The sequence below is a fragment of the Leisingera caerulea DSM 24564 genome (assembly GCF_000473325.1).
Lineage (GTDB): Bacteria > Pseudomonadota > Alphaproteobacteria > Rhodobacterales > Rhodobacteraceae > Leisingera > Leisingera caerulea.
Map to the genome: position 1 here is coordinate 65,906 of NZ_AXBI01000021.1, position 11,775 is coordinate 77,680.

12 protein-coding genes are annotated in these 11,775 nt (G+C 66.1%); 8 read left to right on the plus strand and 4 right to left on the minus strand.

The window, feature by feature from the left end:
* Positions 1–10 precede the first annotated feature (10 nt).
* The 8 genes from CAER_RS0106890 to CAER_RS27750 all read left to right on the plus strand — a co-directional run bounded on the left by CAER_RS0106890 (position 11) and on the right by CAER_RS27750 (position 7,132).
* Positions 11–481: a TRAP transporter small permease gene (locus CAER_RS0106890; protein ID WP_027234657.1), complete on the plus strand. Its 471-nt coding sequence runs from the start codon at positions 11–13 to the stop codon at positions 479–481.
* Positions 478–1,776: a TRAP transporter large permease gene (locus CAER_RS0106895; RefSeq protein WP_027234658.1), complete on the plus strand. Its 1,299-nt coding sequence runs from the start codon at positions 478–480 to the stop codon at positions 1,774–1,776. The genes CAER_RS0106890 and CAER_RS0106895 overlap by 4 nt, the downstream gene beginning before the upstream one ends.
* Positions 1,777–1,808: 32 nt before the next feature.
* A complete protein-coding gene (dctP, locus tag CAER_RS0106900) occupies positions 1,809–2,801 on the plus strand; it encodes a TRAP transporter substrate-binding protein DctP (RefSeq protein ID WP_027234659.1) in 993 nt (330 codons plus the stop codon).
* Positions 2,802–2,870: 69 nt separating this feature from the next.
* Positions 2,871–3,971 carry an NAD(P)/FAD-dependent oxidoreductase gene (locus CAER_RS0106905; RefSeq protein WP_027234660.1) on the plus strand — a complete coding sequence of 367 codons (1,101 nt, stop codon included), beginning with the start codon at positions 2,871–2,873 and terminating at the stop codon, positions 3,969–3,971.
* Positions 3,946–4,257, plus strand: a complete 312-nt coding sequence (locus CAER_RS0106910) for a (2Fe-2S)-binding protein (RefSeq protein WP_027234661.1) — start codon at positions 3,946–3,948, stop codon at positions 4,255–4,257. The genes CAER_RS0106905 and CAER_RS0106910 overlap by 26 nt, the downstream gene beginning before the upstream one ends.
* Positions 4,244–5,638 carry an FAD/NAD(P)-dependent oxidoreductase gene (locus CAER_RS0106915; RefSeq protein WP_027234662.1) on the plus strand — a complete coding sequence of 465 codons (1,395 nt, stop codon included), beginning with the start codon at positions 4,244–4,246 and terminating at the stop codon, positions 5,636–5,638. The genes CAER_RS0106910 and CAER_RS0106915 overlap by 14 nt, the downstream gene beginning before the upstream one ends.
* Positions 5,639–5,647: 9 nt before the next feature.
* Entirely contained in the window at positions 5,648–5,986 is a 339-nt protein-coding gene (locus tag CAER_RS0106920) for a RidA family protein (RefSeq protein ID WP_027234663.1), read from the plus strand.
* Between the two features lie 108 nt (positions 5,987–6,094).
* Positions 6,095–7,132 carry an App1 family protein gene (locus tag CAER_RS27750; RefSeq protein WP_051357748.1) on the plus strand — a complete coding sequence of 346 codons (1,038 nt, stop codon included), beginning with the start codon at positions 6,095–6,097 and terminating at the stop codon, positions 7,130–7,132.
* A gap of 51 nt (positions 7,133–7,183) precedes the next feature.
* Here the strand turns inward: CAER_RS27750 and CAER_RS0106930 are convergent, their stop codons facing one another.
* The 4 genes from CAER_RS0106930 to CAER_RS0106950 all read right to left on the minus strand — a co-directional run bounded on the left by CAER_RS0106930 (position 7,184) and on the right by CAER_RS0106950 (position 11,775).
* Entirely contained in the window at positions 7,184–8,047 is an 864-nt protein-coding gene (locus tag CAER_RS0106930; protein ID WP_027234664.1) for a formate/nitrite transporter family protein, read from the minus strand.
* Positions 8,048–8,248: 201 nt separating this feature from the next.
* Positions 8,249–9,613 (minus strand): MATE family efflux transporter, encoded by a 1,365-nt coding sequence (locus tag CAER_RS0106940; RefSeq protein ID WP_036797122.1) that lies wholly within the window; start codon positions 9,611–9,613, stop codon positions 8,249–8,251.
* A gap of 177 nt (positions 9,614–9,790) precedes the next feature.
* The gene (locus CAER_RS0106945; RefSeq protein ID WP_245597330.1) at positions 9,791–10,654 is read right to left on the minus strand and encodes a glucokinase; all 864 of its coding nucleotides are present in this window, start codon (positions 10,652–10,654) and stop codon (positions 9,791–9,793) included.
* Between the two features lie 23 nt (positions 10,655–10,677).
* The gene (locus CAER_RS0106950) at positions 10,678–11,775 is read right to left on the minus strand and encodes an ABC transporter ATP-binding protein (protein WP_027234668.1); all 1,098 of its coding nucleotides are present in this window, start codon (positions 11,773–11,775) and stop codon (positions 10,678–10,680) included.

Genomic DNA, 11,775 nt, shown 5'->3' on the forward strand with positions numbered 1-11,775 from the left:
AGGAGGACCGATGGACACATTTTCGAAATACTTGCTGACGGGGCTGATCTGTCTGGTGGCCCTGGGCCAGTTCGTTCAGGTGGTCACCCGTTATCTGCTGCAGATCCCGGTGATGGGGCTGGAGGAGACCATGCTATATCCGACCATCTGGCTGTACATCCTGGGCGCCGTGAACGCCTCGCGCGAGGACACCCACATCCGCGCCAACGTGCTGGAGATCGCCATCAAGACAGAGCGCGGCCACACCGTGCTGGCGATCATCGGGGAAATCATCAGCCTGACCGTTGGCCTGTGGCTGCTGGGCTGGGCCTGGGAATACACCCAGTACGCCTGGCGGGTCTGGAAAGAGAGCCCGACGCTCTATCTGCCGACATTCTATTCCGAAGCGGCGCTTGTGGCCGGTCTGGGCCTGATGATGCTCTACACCGCGGTGCACCTGTTCCGCCATATCAACGCCCTGCGCGCCGGAGCCGCAAAATGATTGAAATCGCACTCCTTGCCATTGCCGTCCTGGTGCTGACCCTGACCCTTGGCGTGCCGCTGCCCTACTGCTTTGGCGCTGCCCTGATGATCATGTATTTCCTGGGCGATGTGACCATGAAGGGCATGATGCTGTGGGGCTCCCAGCAATTGGGCAACCCGGTTCTGCTGGCCATTCCGCTGTTTGTTCTGGCGGGCACTATCATGTCAGCCAGCGGCATCGCCGCCTCGCTCTTGAACTTCGTCAATGCCTTCATCGGCCATATCCGCGGCGGCCTGGGCGTTGTGGCTGCTGTCAGCTGCGCCATCATCGGTGCCATCTCCGGCTCCGGCCTGACGGGTATTGCCGCCATCGGCCCGCTGCTGATCCCCGAGATGGAAAAGCGCGGCTACCCGCGGGAATACGCCACCGCGCTGATTGCCAACTCCTCTATCCTGGGCCTGCTGATCCCGCCGTCGGTCACAATGATCGTCTATGGCTGGGTGACCGACACCTCGATCCTCGCCTGTTTCCTGGCGACCCTGGGGCCGGGCCTGCTGATCATGTTCAACTTCTCGGCCATGAACCTGTGGATGAGCCGCAAGTTCGATCTGGTGCTGGATGACACGCCCAGCTTCTCGGAGCTGGCGGGCGACGTGGCCAAGAAGGGCTTTAACGCGACCCCGGCGCTCTTGATGCCGGTGATCATCCTCGGCGGCATCTACGGCGGCATCATGACCCCGACCGAAGCCGCCGCGCTGTCCGTGATCTATGCGCTGCCGGTTGGCTTCTTCATCTACAAGGGGCTGAAGTGGAACAGCTTTCTGGACGCGGGCAAGGAAGCCGCCACGGCGGTGGGGGCGATCATGGTGATGATCCTGTTTTCCATGATCCTCAGCCAGATGTTTGTCTACGAAGGCATCCCGCAGCAGATGGTCAGCGCTATTTTCGAGATCACTGAGAACAAGGTGCTGCTGCTGATCTTCATCAACATCCTGCTGTTCCTGGTCGGCATGGTCGTGAACGACGTCACCGCCATCATCCTGATTGCGCCGCTCTTGCTGCCGCTGATGCAGGCGATCGGGGTCACCCCGGTGCAGTTCGCCGCGATCATGGGCGTGAACACCGCGATGGGCGGGGTGACACCGCCCTATGCCTCGATCCTCTACCTCGGCGCGCGGATCGGCAACGTGAAGGTCACCAAGGTGATCCCGCCCGCGATGATCCTGATCCTGACAGGCTATGTGCCGGTGGTCTTCCTGACCTCGCTGTGGCCCGACCTGTCGCTCTTTCTGCCGCGTTTCTTCGGCTACTGAACACACCTGACACCTTAAGGAGGAGACTACCCATGAAACACTTTCTGACCGGTACCGCTGCCGCTGCGCTGATGTCGCTGGCGGGCCTCGCCTCGGCCGCCGACCTCAAGATGAGCCACGTGCGCCCGCAGGACACCACCATCGACAAGGAGCTGCGCGCCTTTGCAACCCAGGTGACCGAGGCCACCGGCGGCGATGTCTCGATCAACATCTTCCCGGCCTCTGCGCTCGGCGATTACACCACCGTGCAGGAACGCATCAGCGTCGGCGCCATCGACATGGCGACCCAGCCGGCCGCAGCCGCGGCGGACCGCCGGATGCAGATCAGTTCCTTCCCCTACCTGGCCAACAATTGGGATGAGGCGCGCAAGATCTACGGCCCCGACGGCCCGGTGCGCAACGTGATGGCAGAGCTTTATGCCAAGCAGGACATCACCATGCTGGCGGCCTACCCGGTCTATTTCGGCGGCATTGCGCTGAACACCGATCCGGTCAGCCCGGGCGACCCGTCGCAATCGAACGGCATCAAGGTCCGGGTGCCCGGCATCAAGAGCTTCCAGCTGACCGGCGAAGCTCTGGGCTACATCCCGTCGCCGATCCCCTTCTCCGAAGCGTTCACCGCGATCCAGACTGGCGTGGTTGACGGGGTGATCGGTTCCGGCGCCGAGGGCTACTATGCCTCCTTCCGCGATGTGACCAAGGCTTATGTGCCCGCCAACACCCACTTTGAGGTCTGGTACATGATCATCTCCAACGGCTCGCTGGCTGAGCTGGACGCAGAGGATCAGGAGGCGCTCAAGACTGCCGCCGCCGACTTCGAGGCGCAGCGCTGGACCGTTGCCGAAGAGGATCAGGGCAAATGGGAGCAGCGCCTGTCCGATGAGCTGGGCGCCAAGATTGTCGACCTGAGCGACGACGAACTGTCTGCGATGGCTGCCAAGGTGCGCGAAGACGTCTGGCCGGTAGTGCTGGAAGACGTTGGCGCCGACTGGGGCCAGGGCATTCTTGACCAGATCGGCAAGTAATCCCGCATGACAGACCGGGGCGGCCGCGCGCCGCCCCGAAACCGCAGCCAACCTTTGGGATACGGCAGGATGGAAGCAGATTATGCAGTGATCGGCGGCGGCGTTGTCGGCCTGTCCGTGGCCTGGGGGCTGCTGAGGCGCGGCAAGCGCGTGACGGTTCTGGACGGCGATGACGGGTCGTTCCGCGCCAGCCGCGGCAATTTCGGCCTGGTCTGGGTGCAGTCCAAGGGCATGAAGCAGCCGCGCTATGCCTGCTGGAGCCAGCAGTCCGCCGCGGCCTGGGCCGGGTTCGCCGCCGAGCTGGAAGACGGCACCGGCCGCTCTGTCGGGTTGCAGCAGGACGGCGGCTATGACCTGCATTTCTCCGAAGAAACGCTGTATGCCACCGTCGCGCAATATGATGCGCTGAAGGACAAGCTGGGCGGCAACTACCCTTACGAGGTGCTGGGCCGCAACGCACTCAGCCGCGAGGAGCCGCATATCGGCCCCAAGGTGGCGGGCGCGATCCTGCACCACCAGGACGGCCACGCAAACCCGCTGCGCCTGCTGGTGTCGCTGGCCGACGACGTGCGCCGCCTGGGCGGAACGGTTCTGAATGGCAAGACCGTCACTGGGGTTTCTAAGCCGGATGCGTTCAAGGTCCAGTGCAGCGACGGCACCACGGTCACGGCCGCCAAGGTCGTGCTGTCCGCGGGCCTTGGCGCGATGGAGCTGGGCCCCAAGCTGGGCTTCAAGGCGCCGGTTCGGCCGCAGCGCGGCCAGGTGCTGATCACCGAAAAGCTGCCGAAACTGATCAACCGCCCCTCGCTGATTGCCCGCCAGGTTGACGAGGGCGGCATTCAGATCGGTGCCACCAACGAGGAGGTCGGGCTGGACGACAGCGTGACGCAGCCGGGTCTGTCCGGACTGGCTGCCGAGGCCATCGCGGCCTATCCGGCGCTGGCCCGCGCGCAGCTAGTGCGCAGCTGGGGCGCCCTGCGCATCCTTTCGCCCGACGGCCTGCCGATCTACCAGGAAAGCCCCGAGATGCCGGGCGCTTACCTTGTCACCTGCCACAGCGGCATCACCCTGGCCGCGGCCCATGCGCTGTTCCTGCCCGACTGGCTGGAAGGCACCGCAGCCGCCCCTGATCTGGAGGTGTTCAGTGAAGACCGATTCCCCGTTTCTTGAGCTGGTGGACGATGCCCCCCGCGTGCGGGTCTGGTTCGACGGCCAGCCGCTGGACCTGCCCGCAGGCGCCAATCTGGCCGCCGCGCTGCTGGCCGCTGGCGTGCAGGTGTTCCGCCACACGCCCGTGTCGGGCGCGCCGCGGGCGCCGTTCTGCATGATGGGCGCCTGTTTTGAATGCCTGGTGGAAACCGGCGGCCGCGTGCAGCAGGCCTGTATGCTGGAAGTGGAAGAGGGCATGAAAATAGCCCGCCCGCATGAGGCGGAGGCAAACGATGCAGCACTGTGATCTGGCCATCATCGGCGCGGGTCCAGCCGGCATGGCCGCCGCTGCCGAGGCAGCCCGGCAGGGTCTGAGCGTCACCCTGCTGGACGAACAAAACCGCCCCGGCGGGCAGATCTACCGCGAGGTGGACCGCGCCGCGGGCCCGCGCGGCGCCATTTTGGGGCAAGAGTATCTGCACGGGGCAACCCTGACGGCGGGCCTCGGCCAGGCTGGGATCACGCATCTGTCAGGTGCCGTTGTCTGGGCCATCGAGGACGGCTTCCGCATCTCCTTCATCCGCGATGGCCGCGGTGAACAAGTGGAGGCCGCGCGGGTCATCCTGGCCACCGGCGCGCTGGAGCGTCCGATGCCGCTCCCCGGCTGGACCCTGCCGGGCGTGATGACCGCAGGTGCAGCGCAGATTCTCCTGAAACAATCCGGCGTGCTGCCGCGCCGCGCCGTGCTCGCCGGGAGCGGGCCGCTGCTTTACCTGATCGCGGCGCAGATGGTGCGGGCGGGAACGCCGCCGCTGGCCCTGGTCGAAACACAGACCGCCGCCAGCCCGCTGGCAGCAGCCCGCCATCTGCCCGGTGCGCTGCGCGGCTGGCGTTATCTGGCCAAGGGCCTGAAAATGCTGGCAGAGATCAAGCGCGCCGGCGTGCCGCGCTATACCGGCGCAACGGATATCGCGGTGGCGGGCAGCACCCGGGCCGACGCGGTGACCTTCCGCAGCAAGGGGCAGGAGCATCGCATCTCCTGCGATACCGCGCTGCTGCATCACGGGGTGGTGCCGAACACCCAGACCGCGCGCTCGATCAATGTGCCGCATGTCTGGTCCGAAGCGCAGCAGTGCTTTGTGCCCGAGGTCGGCTCTTGGGGCGAAACCGGCAAGGACGGTGTTCTGATTGCCGGCGACGGCGCGGGCATCAGCGGCGCCATGGCGGCCGAATATGCAGGCCGGATCGCAGCGCTGAAAGCGGCAGAGGAGCTGGGCCGGATCACCGCGCCGGAGCGCGACCGCCTGGCCGCGCCGCTGTTCAGCCGGCGCAGCCGGGAAACCGCCGTGCGCCCGTTCTTGGATGCGGCCTATCCGCCCTATGCGGGGGCTGTTCGGCCTGCGGACAGCACCATCGTCTGCCGTTGCGAGGAGGTCACCGCGGGCGACATCCGCAGCTATGCCAAGCTTGGCTGCCTCGGCCCGAACCAGGCCAAGGCCTTCGGCCGCGCAGGCATGGGGCCGTGCCAGGGCCGCTATTGCGGGCTGACCGTGACTGCGCTGCTGGCCGAGGCCAACGGTCAGACCCCGGATGAGACGGGTTACTACCGCATCCGCCCGCCGATAAAACCCGTGACACTGGGCGAACTGGCAGCGATGGACGACTCCTCCGCCACTGCCGCTGAATAGGAGAATAAGATGATCGAACGGATCGAAACCGGCCCCCGCATGAGCAAGATCGTGAAACACAACGGCGTGGCCTATTTGTGCGGCCAGGTCGGGGACGGCGCCGATGTGGCCGAACAGACCCGCGACTGCCTGTCCCGCGTCGAGGCGCTGCTGGGACAGGCAGGCTCCTCGCCGCAGCAGATCCTGCAGGCGATTGTCTGGCTGGCCGACATGAAGGATTTTGCCGAGATGAACGCGGTCTGGGATGCCTGGGTGCCGCAAGGCCACGCCCCGGCGCGGGCATGCGGCGAGGCCAAGCTTGCGCGGCCGGATCTGAAGGTGGAAATCATCGTGACCGCCGCTTGCTGACACGGCGCCTCAGGACAGACACTGAGCCCGGCCCTTGCGTTTGACAGGGGCCGGGCACTTTACCGGCACCTCGCGCGTTGTATACCTGAAACAGCAACGAGGTCCGACATGCTCAAACACGCCCTGCACCGCACCGCCCTGCACGCCGAAAACCTGCTGGACCGGCTGTTGCCGCGCAGACCGCGCAGCGGTGCTGACCTTGTGATCGACCCCTACATCGGGTACGCCACGCCGGAGCACCTGATCGTGCGCGGCCGTGTCCTGACCCGGCTGCGCCGCAGTTCCCCCCGCGATGGCCAGGGCGTGCTGCGCAATGTGCGGCAGATGATCTCGCTGTTCCTGACGGATGAAGCCGCTGGCATCACCGTCTGCCAAGAGGATGCCACCGCGGTCAGCGATGAAGAGGGCTATTTCCAGCTGCCGCTGCCGCCGGGCCGGGCACCGGGCTGGCATGACATCCCGGTTGCAATTGCGGATGGCGGCGCACAAACCGCCTGCCCGGTGCTGATCCCGCGTCCGGACGCCCGGTTCCTGGTGATCTCGGATATCGATGACACGGTTATGCAGACCTCCGCCTATTCGCTGGTGCGGAACCTGTGGACAACCTTCAGCGGCAATGCGCTGACGCGGCGCGTTTTTCCGGATTCAGCGGCCTTGCTGCGCCAGCTGTCGGAGGACGGCCGCAATCCTGTTTATTATGTCAGCTCGTCCCCCTGGAACTTGCACGCCTTTCTGGCGCAGGTGTTCCGCCAGGCAGACCTGGTCCGCGGCCCAATGTTCCTGCGCGACTTGGGGCTGAGCGAGACACAGTTCATCTCTGCGGGCCACGGCAGCCACAAGGGGCAAAGCATCGACTTGCTGCTGAACGCGCACCCGGAGCTTCCTGCGGTGCTGATCGGCGACACCGGGCAGAAAGACGCCTCCATCTATGGGGCAGCGGTGCGCCGCCATCCGGGACGGATCGCCGCGGTACTGCTGCGGGTGCCCGCAGACGGGCTCAGCGCGGAGGACGAACGCGATCTGGCAAAGCTGAGGGAGACCGGCATTACCGTGTTTGCCGCCACCAGTTTTGAAGGCGCAGCGCAGCAGCTGGACATGGAAACCGCCGCCTTGATGGCGGCGGAGCAAGGGCCGGGCGGGCTCTGAGCATTCTGGCGCGGCGCAGGCAAAGCGGCAGCGCCGCGCGGTACACGGCAGTCAGGTTTTCAGCCCGCCGTTCCTCTTTTCTTTCGCCTCTTCCACCTCTGGCCGGATTTGCGCCCAGGTCAGCAGGGTGAACACCGCGGTGCCGCCGATCACATTGCCTGCCAGCACCGGCAGGAAAAAGCGGAACACAGCCGGGCCCAGGGACAGTTCGCCCTGCACCATCAGAAAAGCCATCTCGACCGAGCCTGCGATGATATGGGTGAAATCCCCAAGGGCAATCAGCCAGGTGATAATGATGATCAGCGGCAGCGCCGAGCCATTGGCCTGGGGCAGCATCCACACCAGCGCCGCAATCAGCACGCCCGCCGGGATGCCGCGCACCAGCCCCTCGGCCCACGGCATGCCGGTCGCGTGGTGGCTCAGCTCCACCATCGCCTCAGCCATCGGGGCGGACATGACCGGTGTGAACGCCAAGAAGGCGGCAGCGATAAAGGCGCCCACGACATTTGCTGCCAGCACCACGCCCCACAGCCGGCCCGTGCGCCCGAGGGATTTCCACGTCGGCGACAGCGTCACCGGCACAACAGTTGTGATGGTGTTTTCCGTGAACAGCTGCATCCGGCCCAGAATGACCAGCACAAACCCCAGGCTGTAGCCCAGGTTTTCTACGATAAACCGCCAGTCGCCCTCCGGCAGGCTGGAGCGCAGGATCGCCTCGCCCCAGACCGAGAAGGAGATCAGCAGCCCGGCTGCCAGGCCGGACCACCACAACGCCCGCACCGGGCGCCGCAGTTCCTCTTCGCCTTCCAGCCTGATAGTCTCGAAAATCAGCTTGGCGGACAGGCCGGTGGCCTCTTCCACTGCCTCGCGTTCCTTTTCCTCTTCCGCAAGCAGGTGCTTGTCAGTGGGGGTCATTATCGGTCTCCTGCTTTTTCGGAAAGCCCGCGAAGGGGGCCGGGGAGGGGCCCCGTATTGCCGCCCGGGCCGGAAAAGGCCCGCCGGGGCGCGCACCTTGCTGCCGGTTTAACTCCTGAAACAGCGAAAGGTTCCGGGCAAAGCCAAAGTTGCCCGTCTTTTTTGCTGTCCCAAGGGACTGAAACACTGTCCCGGCTGGCATCACGCCGCGATGTGCCGGGTGATGCGGGTGTCCTGCGGCCACAGCCCCGTGCGCCGCGCGGCCCAGACGGCCCCGGCGACAGCGCCCAGGTTGGCCGCAACCGCCGCCGCCAGGATCCCGCCATAGCCAAAGGTCCAGACGCCAAGCCAGGCCAGCGGTACATAGACCAGCGTGATCCGCCCCAGGCTCAGCCCCATCGAATGCAGCGCCTTGGAGCGCGCGTTCATTGCGGCGTTTGCGGTCACCAGGATGCCATAGCCGAACAGGCTCCAGCCGACGATCTGCAGATAGCGGCGCGTGTAGTCCGCCGCCTCCGCGTCCTCGGCAATGGCAGAGGCGATCCAGCCGCCGCCCAGGCTCAGCACCGCGCCCAGGGCCAGGCCGTACACCAGGCAGAACGCCCAGGCCTGCACCACCGCGGATTGCGCCCGGGTTTCCTTGCCCGCGCCCCAGTTCTGGCCGACCACCGGGCCGATCCCGGCAGACAGCGCCAGCAGCACCACAATCGCCAGCGACTGCACCCGCGTTGCAGCGCCGAAACCGGCGACCGCGGCATCGCCCAGCGTGGCCACCGCAGCGGTGACCAGCGCCATGCCCGCCGGGTTGATCGCATTGGAAAACGCAGCTGGCGCGCCAACCCTGGTGATTTCGCGCAGGCTGCGCCACAGATCCTGCCAGATCCGGCCGCACATCTGCAGATACCCAGCATGCACAGCAAAGGCGATGGCGCCGGCCGCCGCGGCCACCCGCCCGGCCAGCGTCGCCAGCGCCGCGCCGCCGGTCTCCATCGCGGGCACCGGCCCCCAGCCGAAGATAAACAGCGGATTGAGTGCGATGTTCACAGCCGCCGCAAGCATCATGAACAGCGAGGCATGCACCGCATTGCCATGCGCCCGGAACAGTGCGTTGACCAGCATCATCAGCACCAGGAACGGGAAAGACAGCGCCCAAAGCGGGACATAGGCGGAAATCTCCGCCATCACCTCGCCGCGGGCACCCATCAGGCCAAAGATCTGCCCGTGCAGTGCGAAAAAGGCCAGCGCCACCAGCACCGACAACAGCAGGCCGAGTCCAGCCGCATGCAGCGACATCCGCGCCACCGCGCTGTCCTCATCCTCGCGGCCCAGGGCCTGGGAGACGGCGGCGTTTGCGCCTGCTGACAGACCGATTGCCAGGGAGGCCAGCGCCGTTGTGACCGGATAGATGAACCCCACTGCCGCCAGCGGCGCGCCGCCCAGCTGGCCCAGGAAATACGCATCGGCCAATCCGATCGACAAAACGGCCAGAATGCCCAGCGACATCGGCGCCGAGACCCGCGCCAGCGCGCGCCAGACCGGCCCTTCGGTCAGATCAGACCGTGCCATACATGTACCTCCCGCTGCGGATGGGTGTTGCAGGCCCAACGCCGCAACCCGGCACGGCGTTCCCGGCAACCGGAAAAACAGGTCAACGCTTCAGCCGTCCCGCCCTGCGGATCGATTATTTTACCATAAGACAGATTATAACTTGCAGCGACGGCCTGCACCCGCTGGCCTCGCGGATCAGCCGCTGACGGTGACGGCGGCGCAGCCCTTCAGCGCCGCTGCGTCGTCGAGGATGACATAAACCGGCGCCTCTATCCCGGTATCAAGCGCAAAGGGCTGGCGGAAAGCGTCGGCAAACACCTGCCGCGCCGGGGAGGACAGCAGGCTGCGCGCCACCGCGCCGGCAAAATAAATCCCTTGTGCGGGCAGAAACGCCAGCACCAAATTGCGCGCCAGTAGCGACAGCAAGTCCGCATAAAGGCCTTGAAACGCCTGCGTGCCGGCGCCATCGTCCGCAAAATGCGCGCGCACGGCTGCATACCCGCGGCCGGAGAACAGATGCTCCACCGTGCGGAATTCTGCCGCTGCATCGCCGATCCGGCTGCGCAGAAGCTCCGCCACGTCCAGCGGCAGGCTGACATGGCCGTATTCCACGTTCAGGCACTGCACCTGCCCGCCCGCCTGCAGCACCGGTGACAGGTTGAAGCCGGTGCCGATGCCCGCCACCAGCCGCTGGCCGTCGCCGCCTGCATCATCCGCGGGCGCGATCACCGTATCCAGGCAGTCTGCCGCCAGATGCGGGCACGCCTGCCCCAGCGCTGCGAGGTCATTGAGCAGATGCACGCGCGCGCCATTCAGATGCCGCGACAGCGCCGCGGCGTCGAAATGCCAGTCCCGGTTGGTGAGCCGCGCGGTGGTGCCGGTGACCGGCCCGGCAATGGCAGTTGCCACCTCCGCCACGCCGCCGGGCGCGGCGTTTTGCAGGTACTGGTCCATCACTTCCGTAAAGCCGGCATAGGCCTCGTTGCGAAAGCTTTGCACCGTGTCCGCCAGCAGCGCGCCGCCCTCGGCCAGCCCCAGCCGCGTATTGGTGCCGCCCACGTCTGCGGCGAGCCGCAGCCGCGTCAATTCAGCCGCTCGCCGGTCGCGGGCGAGAAGTAGGAAACCTTGGAAAGATCAAAGGCCAGATCCAGCATCTGCCCCGGCTGCGCCCGGGTTTCTGCGTGCAGCCGCGCCGTGACCTGTTTGCCGCCCAGGTTTGAGACCACATAGGTATCGGCGCCGGCAGGCTCCACCATGTCGATCATGCAGGCGGCCTCCTGCACGCCTTCGCCAGCGCGGAAGCCCGCCTCGGCGATGTCCTCCGGGCGCACGCCCAGGATCACGTCCTGCGGCAGGCCGGTGGCGCGGCTGTCCTTCAGGACTATGGGGGCGCTGCCGCCGCAGTCCATCTCGATCCGCGTGCCGTCGCCGTTCGCCTGAGCGCGCGCCGGGATCAGGTTCATCGCTGGGCTGCCCATGAAGTCGGCCACAAACAGGTTGGCGGGCTTGTTGTAGATCTCAGCGGGCGAGCCGATCTGCTGCACCACGCCGCCCTTCATGACCACGATTTTCGTCGCCAGCGTCATCGCCTCGATCTGGTCGTGGGTGACATAGACCATGGTGGCGCCGAGGTTGTGGTGCAGCTTTTTGATCTCGGTCCGCATCTCGACCCGCAGCTTGGCGTCGAGGTTCGACAGCGGCTCGTCGAACAGGAACAGCTTGGGGTCGCGCACCAGCGCCCGGCCCATCGCCACCCGCTGGCGCTGGCCGCCAGAGAGCTGGCCGGGGCGGCGGTCCAAGAGCGACTCGATCTGCAGCTGCGCTGCGACCTCCTTCAGCTTGCGCGCCTGTGTGGCAGCATCGGCGCCGCGCACCTTCATGCCGAAGGTGATGTTCTTGGCAACCGTCATCGTCGGGTAGAGCGCATAGGACTGGAACACCATGGCGATGTCGCGGTCCTTGGGGCTGACATGGGTCATGTCGCGGCCGCCGATCTCGATCCGCCCGCCGGAGATCGGCTCCAGCCCCGCGATGCAGTTCAGCAGCGTGGACTTGCCGCAGCCCGAAGGGCCGACCAGCACCAGGAAGTCGCCCGGCTCAATGCTGACGTTGATGTCCTTCAGGATCTCGGTTGCGCCGTAGTTCTTGCGCAGGTTGGTGATGTCCAGAATGGGAGCCAT

Excerpts from the sequence above, each read along its gene's own strand:
- CAER_RS0106915 (WP_027234662.1), top strand. The coding sequence starts at position 4,244 with ATGCAGCACTGTGATCTGGCCATCATCGGCGCGGGTCCAGCCGGCATG.
- CAER_RS0106905 (WP_027234660.1), top strand. The coding sequence starts at position 2,871 with ATGGAAGCAGATTATGCAGTGATCGGCGGCGGCGTTGTCGGCCTGTCC.
- CAER_RS27750 (WP_051357748.1), top strand. The coding sequence starts at position 6,095 with ATGCTCAAACACGCCCTGCACCGCACCGCCCTGCACGCCGAAAACCTG.
- CAER_RS0106890 (WP_027234657.1), top strand. The coding sequence starts at position 11 with ATGGACACATTTTCGAAATACTTGCTGACGGGGCTGATCTGTCTGGTG.
- CAER_RS0106930 (WP_027234664.1), bottom strand. The coding sequence starts at position 8,047 with ATGACCCCCACTGACAAGCACCTGCTTGCGGAAGAGGAAAAGGAACGC.
- dctP (WP_027234659.1), top strand. The coding sequence starts at position 1,809 with ATGAAACACTTTCTGACCGGTACCGCTGCCGCTGCGCTGATGTCGCTG.
- CAER_RS0106940 (WP_036797122.1), bottom strand. The coding sequence starts at position 9,613 with ATGGCACGGTCTGATCTGACCGAAGGGCCGGTCTGGCGCGCGCTGGCG.
- CAER_RS0106950 (WP_027234668.1), bottom strand. The coding sequence starts at position 11,775 with ATGGCTCCCATTCTGGACATCACCAACCTGCGCAAGAACTACGGCGCA.
- CAER_RS0106920 (WP_027234663.1), top strand. The coding sequence starts at position 5,648 with ATGATCGAACGGATCGAAACCGGCCCCCGCATGAGCAAGATCGTGAAA.
- CAER_RS0106895 (WP_027234658.1), top strand. The coding sequence starts at position 478 with ATGATTGAAATCGCACTCCTTGCCATTGCCGTCCTGGTGCTGACCCTG.